At 65.4% G+C, this 17634-nt stretch carries 14 protein-coding genes; 6 read left to right on the top strand and 8 right to left on the bottom strand.

Annotated elements, in window-relative coordinates; genetic code table 11:
• Positions 1 to 90 precede the first annotated feature (90 nt).
• Positions 91 to 786 (top strand): phosphoribosyltransferase, encoded by a 696-nt coding sequence (locus NO366_RS16345; RefSeq protein ID WP_256531849.1) that lies wholly within the window; start codon positions 91 to 93, stop codon positions 784 to 786.
• 18 nt (positions 787 to 804) lie between these two features.
• Here NO366_RS16345 and NO366_RS16350 read toward each other — a convergent pair whose 3' ends face one another.
• The 4 genes from NO366_RS16350 to NO366_RS16365 form a co-directional block, all read right to left on the bottom strand.
• The gene (locus NO366_RS16350; RefSeq protein WP_256531850.1) at positions 805 to 1293 is read right to left on the bottom strand and encodes a DUF8108 domain-containing protein; all 489 of its coding nucleotides are present in this window, start codon (positions 1291 to 1293) and stop codon (positions 805 to 807) included.
• Positions 1294 to 1362: 69 nt separating this feature from the next.
• Positions 1363 to 2631 carry a segregation/condensation protein A gene (locus tag NO366_RS16355; protein ID WP_256531851.1) on the bottom strand — a complete coding sequence of 423 codons (1269 nt, stop codon included), beginning with the start codon at positions 2629 to 2631 and terminating at the stop codon, positions 1363 to 1365.
• Positions 2624 to 6199, bottom strand: a complete 3576-nt coding sequence (gene smc, locus NO366_RS16360) for a chromosome segregation protein SMC (protein ID WP_256531852.1) — start codon at positions 6197 to 6199, stop codon at positions 2624 to 2626. The genes NO366_RS16355 and smc overlap by 8 nt, the downstream gene beginning before the upstream one ends.
• 43 nt (positions 6200 to 6242) lie before the next feature.
• Complete coding sequence (locus tag NO366_RS16365; protein ID WP_256531853.1) at positions 6243 to 6581, bottom strand: DUF7518 family protein; 339 nt, start codon at positions 6579 to 6581, stop codon at positions 6243 to 6245.
• A 168-nt stretch (positions 6582 to 6749) separates the two neighbouring features.
• Between NO366_RS16365 and gatB the strand changes: the two genes are divergently transcribed.
• Entirely contained in the window at positions 6750 to 8240 is a 1491-nt protein-coding gene (gene gatB, locus NO366_RS16370; RefSeq protein ID WP_256531854.1) for an Asp-tRNA(Asn)/Glu-tRNA(Gln) amidotransferase subunit GatB, read from the top strand.
• Positions 8241 to 8285: 45 nt separating this feature from the next.
• Here the strand turns inward: gatB and NO366_RS16375 are convergent, their stop codons facing one another.
• Positions 8286 to 8858: a cupin domain-containing protein gene (locus NO366_RS16375; RefSeq protein ID WP_256531855.1), complete on the bottom strand. Its 573-nt coding sequence runs from the start codon at positions 8856 to 8858 to the stop codon at positions 8286 to 8288.
• Positions 8859 to 8978: 120 nt separating this feature from the next.
• Positions 8979 to 10448: an MATE family efflux transporter gene (locus NO366_RS16380; protein ID WP_256534042.1), complete on the bottom strand. Its 1470-nt coding sequence runs from the start codon at positions 10446 to 10448 to the stop codon at positions 8979 to 8981.
• Between the two features lie 467 nt (positions 10449 to 10915).
• Between NO366_RS16380 and NO366_RS16385 the strand changes: the two genes are divergently transcribed.
• Together NO366_RS16385 and NO366_RS16390 are read left to right on the top strand one after the other, a co-directional pair.
• The gene (locus NO366_RS16385) at positions 10916 to 13459 is read left to right on the top strand and encodes a DNA topoisomerase I (RefSeq protein WP_256531856.1); all 2544 of its coding nucleotides are present in this window, start codon (positions 10916 to 10918) and stop codon (positions 13457 to 13459) included.
• A gap of 85 nt (positions 13460 to 13544) precedes the next feature.
• A complete protein-coding gene (locus NO366_RS16390; RefSeq protein WP_256531857.1) occupies positions 13545 to 14225 on the top strand; it encodes a LysE family translocator in 681 nt (226 codons plus the stop codon).
• A gap of 64 nt (positions 14226 to 14289) precedes the next feature.
• On the opposite strand, the gene NO366_RS16395 is transcribed toward NO366_RS16390, so the two are convergent.
• Positions 14290 to 14847 carry a DoxX family protein gene (locus NO366_RS16395; protein WP_256531858.1) on the bottom strand — a complete coding sequence of 186 codons (558 nt, stop codon included), beginning with the start codon at positions 14845 to 14847 and terminating at the stop codon, positions 14290 to 14292.
• 135 nt (positions 14848 to 14982) lie between these two features.
• Entirely contained in the window at positions 14983 to 15657 is a 675-nt protein-coding gene (locus NO366_RS16400) for an HD domain-containing protein (protein WP_256531859.1), read from the bottom strand.
• A gap of 186 nt (positions 15658 to 15843) precedes the next feature.
• Between NO366_RS16400 and NO366_RS16405 the strand changes: the two genes are divergently transcribed.
• Together NO366_RS16405 and meaB are read left to right on the top strand one after the other, a co-directional pair.
• Complete coding sequence (locus NO366_RS16405; RefSeq protein WP_256531860.1) at positions 15844 to 16260, top strand: cobalamin B12-binding domain-containing protein; 417 nt, start codon at positions 15844 to 15846, stop codon at positions 16258 to 16260.
• Entirely contained in the window at positions 16257 to 17459 is a 1203-nt protein-coding gene (meaB, locus tag NO366_RS16410; RefSeq protein WP_256531861.1) for a methylmalonyl Co-A mutase-associated GTPase MeaB, read from the top strand. The genes NO366_RS16405 and meaB overlap by 4 nt, the downstream gene beginning before the upstream one ends.
• Positions 17460 to 17634: the final 175 nt, after the last annotated feature.

Raw genomic sequence — 17634 nt, forward strand, 5'->3', positions numbered from 1 at the left:
TCGGCGGACGTATCACCGGCGGAGACCCCGGCGCCGGGACAACGGATGACTTAACAGACGGTGCTCCGTCACGTCTTCACAGAGCACACGATGTCCGAGTTACCGGAGGACTTCAGCTGTACGATAACCAACTGGGAGTACATCTACAGCCTCTGTCGAGACGTGAGCGAGCAGGTCAGACGGGACACGTTCGAGCCGGACGTGATCGTCGCGCTGGCGCGGGGCGGCTGGTTCGCCGGTCGGTGTCTCTGTGATTTCCTCGGGCTGGACGACCTGACGAGCCTGAAGATGGAACACTACGTCGGCGCCGCCGAGAAAGCCGACGAGCCCACCGTCAGGTACCCGATGCCGGAGGGGAGCGTCGAGGGCAAGGACGTCCTGATCATCGACGATATCGCCGACACCGGCGGGTCGATCGAGCACGCCTACGAGTACGTCACCGACCGCGGGGCCGACACCGTTCGCACCGCCACGCTCCAGTTGCTCGGAACGAGCGAGTTCGAACCCGAGTACGTCGGCGAACGCCTGGCAGAGTGGGCCTGGATCGTCTATCCGTGGAACTTCATCGAGGACATGATCGACCTGATCTCCGGCGTCATGGAAACGGCCGAACAGGAGACGTTCACTGCCGATGAGATCCGACACTACCTCGCGAGTTTCCACGACATCCAGCGCATCGAGATGGAGATCGCCCAGCCCGACCGGTTGTCCGAGGTGCTCACCGAGATGGAACGCCGCGGCGTCGTCGAGACGGTCCGCGGCGAGGAGTGGCGGCTGGCCACCTGACCCCGGCTCCGGGTTCGATCACTCCAGCGCGCGGTCGAGTTCTCTGGCCGCGGATTCGTCCTGCCGCCTGACCCACCCGGTCGACGAATCCGGATCGGTCGCCGACGGTGCCGAGCAGTCGAGACAGTAGTCGTTGATCCCCCACTCGAGCGTGTGAAACGGGACGCCGAACAGCACGACCTGCCGCGCATACCGACGGCGCAGGCCCTTCGTTGCCGTGTCGCCACACTCGACGCAGTGCTTTCGCGGTCCGTCGAACGTGTCGTAATCGACGCGATGTTTCATCCCGAACACGTGGGCGGGATAGAGCGAAAGCGGGCGCGCGCCGGCGAGCGCGATGAGGGCGATCAGAAACAGCAATATACCCGCCAGTATCGCGGGTCCGGAACCGAACAGGAGGGCCGGGCCGAGGAGTAAACCGAGCAGAAACCCGATGACGATCACGACGCGAAGGACCGCGAAGCTGGCGACACGGAACCGATACAGGAGGTCTACGGGGCGGGACACGCTGTGGAAATGTTTCCGAGAGAAGTAATAGAAATTTCGGATCAGAGAGTCGGAGAGAACGGCCTGCTCTCAATCCGCCACCGCTTCGCTCGGTTCGGCGTCCACCGTCACCTGTTGCACCCAGAGGTCCCCGAAGAGTTCGTCCTGTTCTAATCGAATCTGGCCACGGTGGGCCAGAAACAGCAACGCGAGATAGGTCATCACGCGCGAGCCGCCGGCGTCCTCGATCTCTGCGAACAGGACCTCCTCGCGACCGGCCTCGTAGTGCGGTTCCAGCGCCGCCTCGACGTCCGCGATGACGGCGTCGATCTCCTCGTCGTGCTGGGTGTGCGTGACGTCGTCCGCCGTCGGTTCGTCGACGCCGCGGTAGGCGTCTTCGGAGTGGTAGCTGAGTTCCTGCACCCCGCGATTGAACCCGCTCGGGGAGTTGGACGTGTCGTACTCCCGGGAGCGTTTCCACCAGGAGCCACGTTCGGCGTCCCTGAGTTCGCGGACGAGTTCGTCCAGCGTCTCCGGCTTGCCACGGGCGTGCTGGCGTTCGAGTCGGCGGTCCATCTCCGCCTCCAACCGTTCGACCGGATCGAAACCGGACGGTCCATCGTCAGCCTCGACCGGCGCCCCGTCGTCGACGAACGCCGCCTCCCAGGGCGGCACCTCCTCGTCGTCAGGTTCGTCAGGGCTGAAGAGTACGTCGCTCTTCATCCGCAACAGCACGCTCGCGTAGAACAGCGCCCGGCCCGACGTCCGAAGATCCGCCTCGTCTAGCGCGTCGAGAAACGCATCCGTCACTTGCACGATGTCGATGTCCCACGGATCGATCTGGCCCCGCTTTGCCAGCTGGACGAGTAACTCCACCGGCTGGACGTCATCGTCCTCGTCGTCCGTTTCGTCGGGAACCGAATCGGGGTACGGATCGTCCGACTCGGCCTCGTCGGCGAACGCGAGCCCATCCGACGACGTACCCGACGGCGGTTCTCGATCCTCGTGACCGGCGATCGTCAGTGGCACGTCGTCCGCCGCCGACGAAGGCTCGTCGCTCCGCCCCGGCGACGGTTCCTCCGCGGCTCCACCGGCAGATCGTCGACTCTCAGCGTCGCCGGCGTCGTCCGCTTCCGTCGTCTGCGTCGGCTCCTCGCCTGAATTCCCCGACGCTTCCGTCGTCGACATCGGCTCCTCGGAGCCCTCGCTTCGCTCACGGGTCGCTTCGTTCACGGGTCGCTGACGCTCCCCGTTCACAGTCCCGAGGTCTTCGCTTCCCTCAGACCTCGCCTCGCTCCCCGTTCGCGTTTCCGAGGATGGCGTCGTCGGCGTAGCCTCCTCGGTATCCTCGCTAGTCATCAGCAACGACCTCCTCCTCACCGCTCAGGTCGATGCCGGTCACCGCGCTGACGTTGTCCTGTTGCATCGTCACGCCGATGGCGCGTTCGGAGCGGTCGAGCATGGCCTGGCGGTGTGAGACGACGACGAACTGGGCGTCGCCCGCCAACTCGTCGACCATCCGGCCGACGCGTTCTGCGTTGACCGCGTCGAGGAAGGCGTCGACCTCGTCGAGCGCGTAGAACGGCGCCGGGTTGTGTCGCTGGATGGCGAAGATGAAGGCGAGGGCGGTGAGGGACTTCTCGCCGCCGGACATCGCGTCCAGGCGCTGGATGGGTTTGTCGCCCGGCTGGGCCTTCATCGTGAGGCCGCCGTCGAATGGATCGTCCTCGTTCTCCAGGTGGAGCGACCCGGTCCCTTCGGAGAGTTGCTCGAAGATCTCCGTGAAGTGGGCGTTGATCGACTCGTAGGCGTCCATGAAGGTGGCCCGTTTCTGCTTCTCGTAGCGCTCGATGCGCTCGCGGATCCCGTCGGCCTCCTCGACGAGCGTCTCCCGGTTCGCCTCGAGTTCGTCGAGGTCGCTTCGAACCTCGTCGTACTCCTCGATCGCGAGCATGTTCACCGGTTCGAGTGCCTCCATGTCGGTGGTGAGGAGATCGACCATTTCGACGACAGTGTCGTGGTCCGGCACGTCTTCGGGGTCGTACTCGCCGACTTCCTCTTCGAGGGCCTCGATCTCCCACTCGAGTGCCTCCAGGCGGTCGCGCGCGTTCGTGAGTTCGCCCTTGGTGTCAGTGACCGCGTCCTGGGCCTCGTCGCGCGCTCGACGCGCCTCCTCTACGTCCTCGCGAAGCGACGTCCGTTCGTCTTTGAGTTCGGCGAGTTCCTCCTCTAACTGGGCGACCGCCTCGCGCTTCTCGTCGAGAACGCCCTCCTGGGACTCGATCTCGTCCTCGTAGGTCTCGATCCGTTCTTCGTACTCCGCCTTCTGGTTCTGGGCCGACTCGATGTCGTCGTGGAGGTCCTCGATGGCGTCCTCGGCGTAGGTCTTCTCGAGTTCGAGCTCGTTCAGTTGACTGCTGAGATCCGCGATGCGTTCCTCCCGTTCGTCGATCTCGGCTTCTACCTCCTCGATCCGGGCGGTGAGTTCGGGAATCTTCGAATCGGCCAGCTCGGCCTCGAGGTCCGCGATCGACGCCTCGATATCCTCGATAGCCTCCTGCTTTGCCTCGATCTGCCCGGAGATATCGGTCATCTCCTCGTCGACCGACTCGCGTTCGGATCGGAGCTCTTCCAGTTCGGCTTCGTCTGACTCGATCTCCCCTTCGAGCCGGTCGCGCTGTTCGTCAACCTTCTCGATCTCGTTCTCGATAGAGCGAACCTCGTCGGCCGCGTCGGTCTGGCGGTCGCGAGCGTCGTCGAGGCGGGACTCGACGTCTCGCAATTCGTCACGCAGGTCGTCGCGCTGGTCCTGCAACTCGGTGATCTGGGTCGCGACGCGTTCGAGTTTGCCGCGGCCGTCCGTCGAGAACGAGTAGCGCGATCCTTTTCGTGAGCCACCGGTCATCGCACCGCTCTTCTCGACCAGGTCGCCGTCGAGCGTCACCATGCGGTAGTCGCCCATGTACGACCGGGCCGTCTCGATGTCCTCGACGACGAGGGTGTCCCCGAGCACGTACGAGAAGATCCCGTCGTACTGATCGTCGAAGTCGACGAGGTTGTACGCGAAGTCGACGACGCCGGGATCCGACGGGGCGGACGGAAGACTCCGGGAGTACATCTCCGTCATCGGGAGGAACGTGGCCCGGCCGGCATTCTTCGATTTGAGGTGATCGATACAGCGCTGGCCGACGCCGTCGTCGTCGACGACGACGTTCGCGAGTCGCCCACCCGCCGCAGTTTCACACGCCGTAGCGTAGGCACCGTCGACGCTCCCGAGCTGGGCGACCGCACCGTGGACGCCGTCGAATCCAGAATTGAGGATGGTCGTCACCGCGCGGCCGAACGACGAATCGCCGCTCTGGCCCGCCTTCGCCTCGAGTTCGGCGTACTCCTGTTGTTTGGCCTGCAGTTCGTCTTCAAGGTCGTCCAGGTCGTCCTGTAACTGGAATCGCTCGCGCTTGAGATCGGTGACGACCTCCTCGATGTTCTCGCTGTTCGCCGCTGCCTTCTCCAGTTCGCGCTCGAGTTCGGCCCGTTCGTCCGCCAGTTCGGGAAGGAGCGACTCGGTCTCCTCGATCGAGGACTCGAGTTCCGCTATCTGGTTCGACCGGCGGCGGGCCTCGTCGAGCAGGCGATCCTGCTCGCGCTGGAGGTCGTTCTTCTCCGTCTTGGCCGTCTCCAGTTCGTCCTTGTGTTCGGCGAGGTCGGCCTTCACCTCGTCGTACTCGGTGTCGACGTTCTCGAGTTCCGTCTCGAGCGACTCGATCTCCGCCTCGCGCTCCTGAATTTCCGAGGCGATCGAGCCCTTCTCGAGTTTGCACTCGCGCATCTCGTCCCCAAGTTCGTCGACGCGCTCTTGCTTGCGGTCGATCTGGACGAACGCGTCGCGGCGGTCGGCCTCCGCTTCCTCGATCCGCTCGCCGCAGGTCTCGATCTTGTCCTCGAGACGGGCGATCTCGCCTTTGACCGCCTCGATCTCGCTTTTGATCTGTAGTTGTTCGTCCTCGCCCTTCTGCTCGATCTCGTCGTTCAAATCCTCCAGGTCTTCTTGCAGTCGGACGACGGCGCCCTGCTTCTCGTCGAGTTCCCGCTGGAGGGATTCGAGTTCGGCCGCGAGATCGGTGACTCGCTCCGCGACGTCGTCGTGTTCGTCGCGCTTGTCTTCGAGTTCGCTCGCTTTGAGGTACCCCTCGTACTCCGCCTTCTCGCGCCTGAGACGGCGATACCGGAGGGCCGTACGCCGCTCGTCTTCGAGCTGGTCGAGGCGGGTCCGCTTCTCCTCGATGCGCAGTTCTGCCTCGTCGATGCGTTCTTCGACGACCTCTAGTTCCTCGAACGCGTCTTCTTTCTTCGCGTCGAACTCGGCCACGCCCGCGATCTCGTCGATGATCTCGCGGCGGCTGTGGGGTGTCGTGTTGATGATCTCGGTGACGTCACCCTGCATGACGACGTTGTAGCCCTCCGGCGTCACGCCGGCCTGGGCGAGCAGGTCCTTGATGTCCGCGAGGTTGACCGACCGACCGTTCAGGTAGTAGTAGGAGTAGTAGTTGTCCTCGGTCTGTTTGACCCGTCGGCGGATGCGTATCTCGTCGCACTCGCCCACGTCGTCGGAGCCGGCAGCGGTCGCGACCTGGGATCGCTCCAGCGTCCGGTCGGCGTTGTCGAGGACGACCTCGACCTCGGCCTCCCGGGTGCCCGGTGGTCGATCGCCGTCGTCGTAGCCGGGGTTGTAGATCAGGTCGGTGAGTTTCTCGGCGCGGATGCCTCGCGTCCGGGCGAGCCCGAGCGCGAAGAGGACGGCGTCGATGATGTTCGACTTGCCGGAGCCGTTCGGTCCGGTAATAACGGTGAAGTCCTCGTAGAAGGGGATCCGGGTCTTGCGACCGAAACTCTTGAAATTGTCCAGGACGAGGGCTTTGATGTGCATTTCCGGGCGAACCTCCGCGCCACTTCGCTAGCGGGCGGACTGTTTATGCGACGATGATTTCGTCGGTACCTGACTCTTGTGGTTCGGACTCTTCGACTGACTCCGATTCGGCGGGCGCCTCGTCGGTCGTGGGCTCGTCCAGCCCGAGGTCCGCCGGATCGGCGTCCGCCTGGGCGGTCGCCGCCGCGACGTCGTCAGGGGCGGCCTCCCGTCGCTCGCTCGAGCGGCGGTCCGGAACTCGGGTCTGCGGTTCGGCATCGAGCAGTTCCTCGAGCACGCGGATTCGCTCCTTCGACTCGACCAGTTCTTCCGTGAGCCCTTCGACCGTCGACTCGAGTTCGCGAACCGTCGACTCGAGTTCCTCGACGCGATTTCTCGGCATACGCGCTAGGGGCATCTCGGGCCACATAAACGTGCGTCAGACAAACTAATTAATTCTGATGGGTTTTGGACGGCGGGGACCGGCCGCAATCCGGGACCCGTCGCCGATCGGCCCGACGACGCGAGCTGCTCCGTTATCCTTTAAGCCGCGGACTCCGAAGCGAGGACGATGAGTGCCCAGACCGTCCAGCAGGGCGAGCTCGTGACCGTCATCGGGCTCGAGGTCCACGTCCAGCTGGAGACCGAGACGAAGATCTTCTGTGGGTGTTCGACGGGCGACGCGGACGGGCCGAACGAACACGTCTGCCCCGTCTGCCTCGGACTCCCTGGCGCGCTGCCGGTCGTCAACGAGGCCGCCGTCGAAGCCGCGGTGAAGATCGGGAAGGCCATCGACGCGGAGATACCCCGGGAGACGCGCTTTCACCGGAAGAATTACTACTATCCCGACCTCCCGAAGAACTTCCAGATCACGCAGTACGACGAGCCGATCTGCCAGTCTGGCGAGCTCGAAGTGCGCGTCGAGGGCGAGCGACGCCCCATCGAGATCGAACGCGCCCACCTCGAAGAGGATCCGGGCAGCCTCCAGCACGTCGGAGGCGGCGGCGGTATCGACTCCGCCGAGTACACCCTGATCGACTACAACCGCGCCGGCACGCCGCTGATGGAGATCGTCACGGCGCCCGACTTCCGTAGCCCCGCCGAAGTTCGAGCCTTCCTCGCCGAACTCGAGGAGGTACTCGAGTACCTGGGTGTCTTCGACGCCGAGCGCGACGGCAGCCTTCGCGTCGACGCGAACCTCTCGATCGTCGAGGCCGAGGAAACCGACGATAACGGCGAGCTCTCGACGGCGGCGCTCGAATCGGCGAACCGGACCGAAGTCAAGAATATCTCGAGTCACAAGGGCGCGGAGAAGGCCCTGGCCTACGAGGAGACGCGACAGAAAAACGCGATCCAGCGCGGGCGCGCCGTCGAACAGGAGACGCGCCACTGGGACGAGAGTCGCGGCATTACAGTCTCGATGCGATCGAAGGCCGAGGAGAAGGACTACCGTTACTTCGAGGAAGCCGACATTCCGCCGCTGCAGGTCGCCCACTGGCGCGAGGAGATCGAGATTCCGGAACTGCCACGGGCCCGCCGCGAGCGCTTCCGCGAGGAGTACGCTCTCGGCGAGGAAGCCGCCTCGAAACTCACCTCGACCAAACAGGTCGCCGACTTCTACGAGGATCTTGCGAGCGAGTTCGATCCCGATCTGGCGGCCACCTGGGTCGCAGACGAACTGCTGGGCGAACTCAACTACCGCAACATGGCGATCACGGACCTCGCGGGGCGACTCGACGAGGTCTCCCGACTGGTCGAACTCGTCGCGACCGACGAGATCACCGCGAAGAACGCCAGAGAGGTCGTCCTGCGGACGATGCTCGACGAGAACGCCGATCCGGACGCGATCGTCGAGGCCGAGGACCTCGGCAAGACCGGCGAGGGCGAGGTGCAGGCCGCCGTCGAAGCCGCGATCGACGAGAACCCCGACGCCGTCGCGGACTACGCCGAGGGTGACGACGGCGCGATCAACTTCCTCGTCGGCCAGGTCATGCAGGCCACCGGCGGCAGCGCCGATCCGGGAACCGTCAACCAGCTCCTGCGGGCAGAACTCGACGACTGAGCCCGATACCAGCTCGCCAGGCCGTTCGGCGCTCGCCCGGCAGACTCACCACTCACCGTCGATCGGCGGTCGATCGAACGTCGATCCGCAGTCTTGACAGGCTGCAACCGGTTCGTTCCCGTCGTCGAGGACCACCCGAAGATCCGCTCCGGAGCACGACGGACAGGGGGCCGGTTCCCGCTCGACGCCACAGCCCGGGCAGGTAAACGAGAGCGAGTCGCCAGCGGTATCGAGCCGAAGGTTGCCGTGCTCGCACGCGGAGCACACGATCGGGATGCGGATATCAGCGCTCTCTCGGGGCGCCCCGATGGCCAGCACGTCGAGCGGTTCGTCTCCGTCGTTCCGACCGGCCTGGTAGTCGCCTGGAGCGAATCGAATCGCCTCGTCGCTCGAGACGGACACGTCTCCGGCGAGCGTCTCGAACGTCGCTTCACCGGAGTGGACGACGAACACTTCCTCCTGATCGGAGTGGGTGTGCACTCCGGACGGCAGTCGGCCTCCGGGTGGCACCCGGTAGTGAGTTACCGCGAGGTCCGTCGTCCCGAGCGGATCACTCAGCCGAGAAACGGTGAGGGAGCCGTCGTCCGCCGTCGATACGTCGAACGCCTCACGTTCCATACTCGGTCGTTGGACGGGTACGTGAAAAGCGATGGGGCATCTATCGACTACGGAGGGGTCGGCCGGGTCTACGGGCGGTCAATCGTCCACGGAGTGTGGATCGTCCGGGTCTGCGGGCGGTCAATCGTCCACGGAGTGTGGATCGTCCGGGTCTGCGGGCACGTCGTCGCCGCGCTCGCGGCCGCCCTCGGCGGATTCCTCCTCGATGACGGACTCGGTCCAATCACCGAATCGGAACCACGCGAGGGCGACGACGAAGGTGGCGGCCATCCCGAACGAGTAGGCGATCCAGATGCCGTTTACGCCGAGGTCGATCGACGGGACGAGCGGGATCGTGATCGCAAGATACGGGATCGTAATCGAGGTGAACGCGAGGACGAGCGCGACGGGGATGCGGAGGATCCACCGCGAGAGAAGCGAGAGGACCATCGCGGCGCGGGTGTTCCCGGCGCCCCGGAACGCCCCCTGGATGACCATCACCGCCGAGAAGAGCGCCCAGAACGGGGAGATGACGCGGAGGAAGACGACGCCTTCGCGAACGATCTGGGGGTTGTCTACGAAGACGCCGATGGCCCGGAAGGGGAAGGCAAACACCAGCGCCGCGCAGGCGGCGATAAACCCCATCGTGCCGACAATAGCCATCCTGGCTACGGAGCGCGCCCGATCCGGCAGGCTGGCGCCGAGGTTCTGTCCGACGCCGGTCGCGGTCGCCTGGCCGACCGCCCCCGAGACCGACCAGGTGACCGACATCAGCCGAATGCCGATCCCGTAGGCGGCGGTCGCCGTGTAGCCGAATCGCGCGACGAAGCCCGCCATCGCGACCGACGCGAAACTTCGCACCCAGCCGTCGAACGTCGCGGGATAGCCGATGTCGATCAGTTTGTACAGGAGCGTGGCGTCAGGGGCGAGGTCGCGTACGTAGAGTTTGACGCCGTACGTCCCGTCTAACAGGACGTAGATACCGGCGACCGTCGCGACGCCCCGCGAGAGGAACGTGGCGACGGCAGCGCCGCGGGTGCCCCAGGCCGGGAACGGACCCCACCCGAGGATGAGAAACGGGTCGATGACGACGTTCAGCCCGGCCGATATCAGGACGAGCCACATCGCCGTTCTGGTGTCACCGGCTCCCTGGAGCGACGCCCGGAACGCGAAGAACAGGAAGGTAAGCGGCAGCGTGAGGAAGATTACCTCGATGTAGACGAGCGAGTCGTAGAACACCGGTCCCTGCGCGCCCATGATGTGTAGAATCGGCCGTCTGAACGTCAGGCCGAGCCCGGCGAGGACGACCGAGACGGCGATCGCCAGCAGGATCGACTGGGCGACGACGCGGTCTGCGACCCGCCGTCGGTCGGCGCCCACGTACTGAGAGACGAGCGAGATGGTCGACGCCGTCAGCCCCATCGCCGTCGAGACGAACATCCACGAGAGCGGAAACATGAGCGAGACCGCGGCGACGCCGACACCCTCGTCGCCGGGGATCTGCCCGACCCAGAACATATCTGCCAGGTTGTAGACTGTCTGGAGCAGGTTACCGAGGACGAGGGGCCACGACAGGTGAAACAGTTTGGGCGTGATCGCCCCCGTCGTCATGTCGATTCCCTTTCGGTCTGACTGGGACACGAATAGCTCTCCGTTGGAGCGTCGGCGAGTCGGTAGTTAAAAGGTCGCAAACCACGGCGACGTTGCCGGGACGATCGATCGGCCTCTCGAACCCATCGACGGACGCCGTACACACTGCGCGTCGAACTCCCGCTGCTCGTCGAAATCGGGAACCCGGCCTTCAGAAACAGGGCGACCCGTGGAGTTCACCCATGCTCGACATCGCAGTCGTCGCCGAGTGAGGTCCCACCACTCCTGGACAGGCGAAGTGTCGGACGAGGGGTGGAACTGTGGAGTCACAGCGAGACCACAACGGGGTCGTTCGCGCAGGCGCGCAACGCCCGCGTACGCCGCGCATACCCGCGCTGTCTTGCGATTTCGCCGAAACGATTATGGGGGCGACCGGCGTAGCACCGGCCGATGCGAACGCGAGTGACGGCCGGCGGAGGTGGGTCGGCGTGGAACTGATCATCACCGAGAAGGACAACGCCGCGAGGCGGATCGCAGAGATCCTGAGCGGCGGCTCCATGCAGGCGACGCGCGAGAGTGGCGTCAACGTCTACGAGTGGGGCGGCAAACGCTGCGTCGGACTCTCGGGCCACGTCGTGGGCGTCGACTTCCCTCCCGAATACGGCGACTGGCGCGACGTCGAGCCGGTCGAACTGATCGACGCGAGCGTCGAGAAGCGTCCGACGAAGGAGGACATCGTCTCGACGCTGCGGATTCTCGCCCGGCGGGCGACCCAGGTGACGATCGCGACCGACTACGACCGCGAGGGCGAACTCATCGGCAAAGAGGCCTACGAGATCGTCCGCGACGTCGACGACGACGTCCCGATCCAGCGCGTGCGCTTCTCCTCGATCACGGAGAACGAGGTCACGCGCGCGTTCGACGAGCCCGAGTCGCTCGACTTCGACCTCGCGGCCGCGGGCGAGGCCCGACAGATCATCGACCTCGTCTGGGGTGCCTCGCTGACCCGGTTTCTCTCGCTCTCGGCGGGCCAGCTCGGCAACGACTTCATCTCCGTCGGCCGGGTGCAGAGTCCGACCCTGAAGCTGATCGTCGACCGCGAACGCGAGATCGAGGCGTTCGACCCCGACGACTACTGGGAACTCTTTGCCGATTTGGCGAAAGACGATGGCGCGGGTGACGCCTTCGACGCCCAGTACTACTATCTCGACGAGGACGACAACGAGGCCGAACGCGTCTGGGACGAGTCGGTCGCCGACTCCGTCTTCGAAACGCTCTCGTCGGCGAGCGAGGCGACGGTCACCGACGTCAACCGCCGAACGCGCACCGACGCGCCGCCGGCGCCGTTCAACACCACGCAATTCATCCGGGCGGCCAGCGCGATCGGCTACTCGGCCAAGCGCGCGATGTCGATCGCTGAGGACCTCTACACCGCGGGGTACATGACGTACCCGCGAACGGACAACACGGTCTACCCCGACGATCTCGATCCGGAAGCGCTGCTCGACGAGTTCGTCGGCCACCCTACGCTCGGCGAGAGTGCGGAGGAACTCCTCGAGGCCGACGACGACCTCGTGGCCACAGAGGGCGACGAGGAGACGACCGACCACCCGCCGATCCACCCGACGGGCGAGATTCCAGCCCGCGGCGACGTCTCGGACGACGAGTGGGAGATCTTCGAGCTCGTCGTCCGGCGGTTCTACGCGACGTTGGCCGACGCGGCCCGCTGGGAACACCTCAAGGTCGTCGCCGACGTCGAGGATCACTCGCTCAAGGCCAACGGCAAGCGGCTGGTCGAACCCGGCTACCACGCGGTCTATCCGTACTTCAACACCAGTGAGAACTTCGTCCCCGCCGTCGACGAGGGCGAGACACTGGCGATCACCGATACGGAACTGGAGGCCAAGCAAACCCAGCCGCCGCGACGCTACGGCCAGTCCCGACTGATCGAGACCATGGAGGACATGGGGATCGGGACGAAGTCGACGCGACACAACATCATCGAGAAGCTCTACGATCGGGGCTACGTCGAGGACGACCCGCCACGACCGACGAAGCTCGCGATGGCGGTCGTCGACGCGGCCGAGCAGTTCGCCGACGAGGTCGTCAGCGAGGAGATGACGGCCCAGCTCGAAGCCGACATGGACGCGATCGCGTCCGGCGAGGCCACGCTCGACGACGTGACCGAGGAGTCCCGGGAGATGCTAGAGGAGATCTTCGAGGAGCTCGCCGACTCGCGCGAGGAGATCGGCGATCACCTCCGCCAGTCGCTGAAGGACGACAAGCGTCTCGGGCCGTGTCCCGAGTGCGGCGAAGACCTCCTCGTCCGTCGCAGTCGCTACGGCTCGTACTTCGTCGGCTGTGACGGCTACCCCGACTGCGAGTACACCATCCAGCTCCCCTCCACGGGGAAGCCCCACATCTTAGAGGAGACCTGCGACGAGCACGACCTCAACGAGATCAAGATGCTCGCCGGCCGCCAGACCTTCGTCCACGGCTGTCCACTGTGTGCGGCCGAGGACGCCGGCGAAGGGCCGATCATCGGGGAGTGTCCCGAGTGTGGGGAAAGCGCGGCGTCGGAGACGCCGCGAGACGAAGGCGGTGAAACCGCCGAAGCAGAAAGCGGCGAACTCGCGATCAAGACCCTCCAGAGCGGGTCGCGACTGGTCGGCTGTACGCGTTATCCGGACTGCGACTACTCACTGCCGCTACCCCGACGCGGCGAGATCGAGGTCACGGACGAACGCTGCGAGGAACACGACCTGCCCGAACTGGTCGTTCACACCGATGACGACGACCCCTGGGAGCTTGGCTGTCCGATCTGTAACTACCGCGAGTACCAGGCCCGCGAAGCCGAGAGCGGCTCCGACCTGGAGTCCCTCGACGGCATCGGATCGAAGACCGCGGAGAAACTCGCCGAGGCCGGCATCGAGAGCGTCGACGACCTCTCGGACGCCGATCCGGACGCCGTCGCCGCGGACGTCGACGGCATCAGCGCCGATCGCGTTCGGGGCTGGCAGGCGAAGGCCTGACCAGCCACGACTGGGTCGTCAGCCGGTTTCGGCCGATTCGACCGCCACCGGGAACCTTTTGTGCGATTCGCTCCCAGTGAGAGGCGTGTTCGACTCCGTCGGAACGCTGGCCGTGGGTGCCGTGTTCGGACTGGCCCTGGCGGCACCACCCGGCCCGATGAACGCGATCATCGCCGAAGAGAGTGTACTCAGGGGGTGGTTCCCGGGATTCAAGGCCGGACTGGGTGCGTTCACGGCCGACGCCCTCTTCTTCGTCCTCACGCTGGTCGGCGTCGTCGCGATCATCGACGCCCAGCCGGGGATTCGACCGATCCTCTACCTGATCGGTGGGGTTCTCATGTGTTACTTCGCGCTCGACGCGTTCCGAAGCGCGAAAGACGCCTTCGCGTCGAGCGTCGATGGCGACGATCCGGCTGCCGGATTCCGGAAGACGTTCGTCCTCGCGGCGACGAATCCGTACCAGATCGGCTTCTGGCTGACGGTCGGCGTCGGGTTGCTCAAAGAAGGGACGCTCGACGTCTTCTCGCACGTTCCGTACGTCGGCGGCGACCTTGCTGGAACGCTCGTCGTCGAAACCGGATCACCAACGTTACTGATCGGTTTCTTCGCCGGTATCGTCGTCTGGATCGTCAGCTTTCCCGCGACGCTCGTGGGAGTCGGCAATCGGGTCGACGAACTCGCTCCCGTGATCGCCACACTCAGCGGAATCGTCCTCGCCGGGTTTGGCGTCCTCTTCCTCGGCGTGGGGGCGACCGGTCTCGTCTAGCGAGGCCGGTCTAGCACCCTGCGAAAAAACAGTCCACGACCGTTCGTCGGGAGGGCACGCGCGTTCAGCCCAGGACGTACCCGAGCCGCGGGAAGCGCTCCAGGAGCGGCTGGCCGCCGACGCGTATTCGCTCGATGTAGCCGTCCAGTCCGGCCATTCGGCCGGCTGCGAACGCCCCCAGCGCGAGGAAGACGAACGCGTAGACCAGCGTCGAGTCGAACAGCGCCAGCCAGTCGCCCGCCCAGCCGCCGAGGTAGAACAGGACCATCTGCATGGCCCCACCCAGGGCGGCCAGTCTGACGAACGCGCCCGTGATCAGTGCGATTCCGATCAGGAGCTGGGTCGCCGGCACGATCACGTTGATCGTCTCCAACACGACGGGCGTCTGGGCCATCGTCGCGTAGATCCCGCTGACGGGACTGGCCGGATCGACGCCGTGGAGCAGGAAGCCGCTCGCGTCGAACGGCCACTCGCTCACCTTCCCCAGGCCGGCGAACAGCATCACGCCGCCCATCACGAATCGAAGGGCGACGACCACCCACGCGCTGAGCGCGTGCGGGTACCCCGTGAGGGAAATTCCACCGTACTGGGCCTCGAACCGGTTCGCAGCGGTCGTTGACATTATCGGTCACCTCTACACGTAGAGAGACGGGACGACACTACCTATACCGATACGCCGGTTCTCGCGCCGAAAGAACGGTTATCAGAATCTGGGAGCGAGCACGTGTACAAATCGATCCCGACAGGGGTCGGACACTCACTCACCCATGTCTGCGATCTCGTCTTCGAGCCACTCCTGGAACCACGTGACCCGCTTGAGCCGCTGGTGAGCGATGCTCTCGGCCGTCTCGCTTTCGACCCGACTGGCAGCCTCGATCCCGCGTTCGAGTACCCGTTCGACCATCTCGTCGGCGTCCATGTGGACGCGCGACTCGTAGCCCATCCGCAACAACATCAGGGCCGTCCCATTCGCACCGACCTTGTCCAGCAGGTCGGCCTCGATCAGACACTGCGTCTCGAGCGGGAGGTCGGTCACCGGCCCCTGATACGAGTGGTTTTCGACGCCCCGGGCGACCTGGTCGACGAACGATTCGGGGTACTCGCCGCGAGACTGCAGGTACTCCCGCGCGACGCGGGCGCCAGCCTCGGCGTGGCGATCCTGCGCGGTCTCTAGCTTGGCCACGTCGTGGAAGATGGCCGCCGTCTTCGTGACGTCGACGGCGGCGCCCTCGGACGCGGCGATGTCTTCTGCCAGTTCGGCCACGTTCAGGATGTGATTGTGGCGATACTCCGCGGAGTGCCACGGATACCAGCGCATGCGGCCGCCGTCGTCCTCTTTTTCGACGCTCGCCGAGAGGTACTCGAAGACGAACCGCTCCATATCCTCGTACTCGGCGTCGTCGATTCTGGGTTCGGTTATTTCGACGCCCACGAGAGATCCCTCCGATAGTACGTACGTCCGTCGGTCATTACGTGGATATTGGTCAGTTTGGCTCTTTAGCCTTTGGTTCGGGAACACGTTTGACGATCCGCCGGCGCGATCGCACCGCTACCCGGTCCGATCGGACGACCGGGACAGTCCGTTAAAGTCAAACGCGGGGCCGACGAATTCACGGTCATGAGTGCAGAACAGGCGGGTAGATCGATCAGGTGTCTCGTCGCGAAGGTGGGACTCGACGGACACGACCGCGGTGCGCACGTCATCGCCCGAGCGTTCCGGGATGCTGGATTCGAGGTCATCTACTCCGGACTCCACAACGCTCCCGAGGAGATCGTGCAAGCGGCGGTCCAGGAGGACGTCGACGTCCTCGGCATCTCGATCCTCTCGGGCGCGCACAACACCCTCGTCCCGAAGATCATGGACGGCCTGGAGGAGTACGGCGCGGCGTCCGACACACTCGTCCTCGTCGGCGGCGTCATTCCGGACGAAGATCGCGACGGACTGGAGGCCGAGGGCGTCTCGGCGATCTTCGGACCCGGCACCTCGATCGAGGAGACGATCGAGTTCGTCCGCGAGAACGCACCGGAGCGATGAGTGACGAGCCAGCCGCCGGCGCCACGACGGCGGGCGACGACGCGCCCGGGTCGAAGACCGAGTCGACCGACGACGGGCTCGTCGATCGGCTGCTCGCGGGCGACCACCGGGCGCTCGCGCGAACCATCTCTCGGATCGAGAACCGGCGTCAGGGGTACCGCGAACTCGTCTCCGACCTCTACGATCACACCGGAACCGCCGACGTCATCGGCGTGACCGGATCACCGGGCGCCGGCAAGTCGACCCTCGTCGACAAACTCGCCGAGACCTACCGCGAACGCGGCGAGACGGTCGGTGTCATCGCGATCGACCCCTCCTCGCCCTTCACCGGTGGGGCCGTCCTCGGCGACCGCATTCGGATGGCCTCGACGGTCGGCGACATGGACGTCTTCGTCCGGTCGATGAGCGCCCGCGGCACGCTGGGCGGCCTCTCGACGGCGACGACCGACGCGGTCACGGCCATGGACGCCTTCGGCAAAGACAAGGTCATCATCGAGACCGTCGGCGCCGGCCAGAACGAGATCGACATCGTCCGCACCGCCGACACGGTCGCCGTCCTCGTCCCACCAGGGTCTGGCGACGCCGTCCAGACGCTGAAGGCAGGCATCCTGGAGATCGCCGACGTCTTCGTCGTCAACAAGGCCGACCGCGACGGCGCCGACCGCACCGTCCAGGAGCTCATGGAGATGATCGAACTCGGCGAGGGACCGAGCTTCGGTGCGAGCGCCGGCCACCACGGCCCCGACGCGAGCGGTCACCACGGGACAGACGCTGGCGGTCACGACGTCGGAGACGCGGACGGTCACAACGGCGCACACGACGAGCCGGAACGCCAGGAGCCAGTCGACGGTGACGCGTCGGACGCGACGCGATCGTGGCAGCCGCCGATCGTGGAAACCGTCGCCACCGAGAGCCGCGGCATCGACGAGCTCCTCGACGCGTTCGCCGATCACCGTACCTACCTGGTCGACTCCGGCGAGCGTGAGACTCGCAGTCATCGCCGTCACGCAGAGGAGATCCGCACGCTCCTGCGCGAAGACCTCCACGAACTCTTAGAGGGCGAACTCGACCGCCACGGGGGCGTCGACGGGCTCGCCGAGGCCGTCCAGCGCGGCGAGACCGACCCCTACACGATCGCCGACGACGTCCTGGATCCGGTCGAGCGCTGTCTCTCGGACCTGGATGCGTCCATCGAATAGACCGATTCACGACGCGGATCGGACCTATACACGACCGGGACGGAGACGAGTTGTCGGCCATCGAGGGTCGAGGAAGACCTCAGACTGGTCGATAGGTACGGTCGCCGAACCGTACTGTCGGCAGCCGTCGCCGGTATCCGGGACGGCCCGGTGGCGTCGATCCGATGGCGTGCGT

This window comes from Halovivax cerinus, assembly GCF_024498195.1.
GTDB lineage: Archaea > Halobacteriota > Halobacteria > Halobacteriales > Natrialbaceae > Halovivax > Halovivax cerinus.

What these genes read in the sequence shown, in the direction of transcription:
- NO366_RS16355 (WP_256531851.1), bottom strand. Translation starts at nt 2,631, where the DNA reads ATGACTAGCGAGGATACCGAGGAGGCTACGCCGACGACGCCATCCTCG.
- NO366_RS16395 (WP_256531858.1), bottom strand. Translation starts at nt 14,847, where the DNA reads ATGTCAACGACCGCTGCGAACCGGTTCGAGGCCCAGTACGGTGGAATT.
- NO366_RS16345 (WP_256531849.1), top strand. Translation starts at nt 91, where the DNA reads ATGTCCGAGTTACCGGAGGACTTCAGCTGTACGATAACCAACTGGGAG.
- meaB (WP_256531861.1), top strand. Translation starts at nt 16,257, where the DNA reads ATGAGTGACGAGCCAGCCGCCGGCGCCACGACGGCGGGCGACGACGCG.
- NO366_RS16375 (WP_256531855.1), bottom strand. Translation starts at nt 8,858, where the DNA reads ATGGAACGTGAGGCGTTCGACGTATCGACGGCGGACGACGGCTCCCTC.
- NO366_RS16405 (WP_256531860.1), top strand. Translation starts at nt 15,844, where the DNA reads ATGAGTGCAGAACAGGCGGGTAGATCGATCAGGTGTCTCGTCGCGAAG.
- smc (WP_256531852.1), bottom strand. Translation starts at nt 6,199, where the DNA reads ATGCACATCAAAGCCCTCGTCCTGGACAATTTCAAGAGTTTCGGTCGC.
- NO366_RS16365 (WP_256531853.1), bottom strand. Translation starts at nt 6,581, where the DNA reads ATGCCGAGAAATCGCGTCGAGGAACTCGAGTCGACGGTTCGCGAACTC.
- gatB (WP_256531854.1), top strand. Translation starts at nt 6,750, where the DNA reads ATGAGTGCCCAGACCGTCCAGCAGGGCGAGCTCGTGACCGTCATCGGG.
- NO366_RS16380 (WP_256534042.1), bottom strand. Translation starts at nt 10,448, where the DNA reads ATGACGACGGGGGCGATCACGCCCAAACTGTTTCACCTGTCGTGGCCC.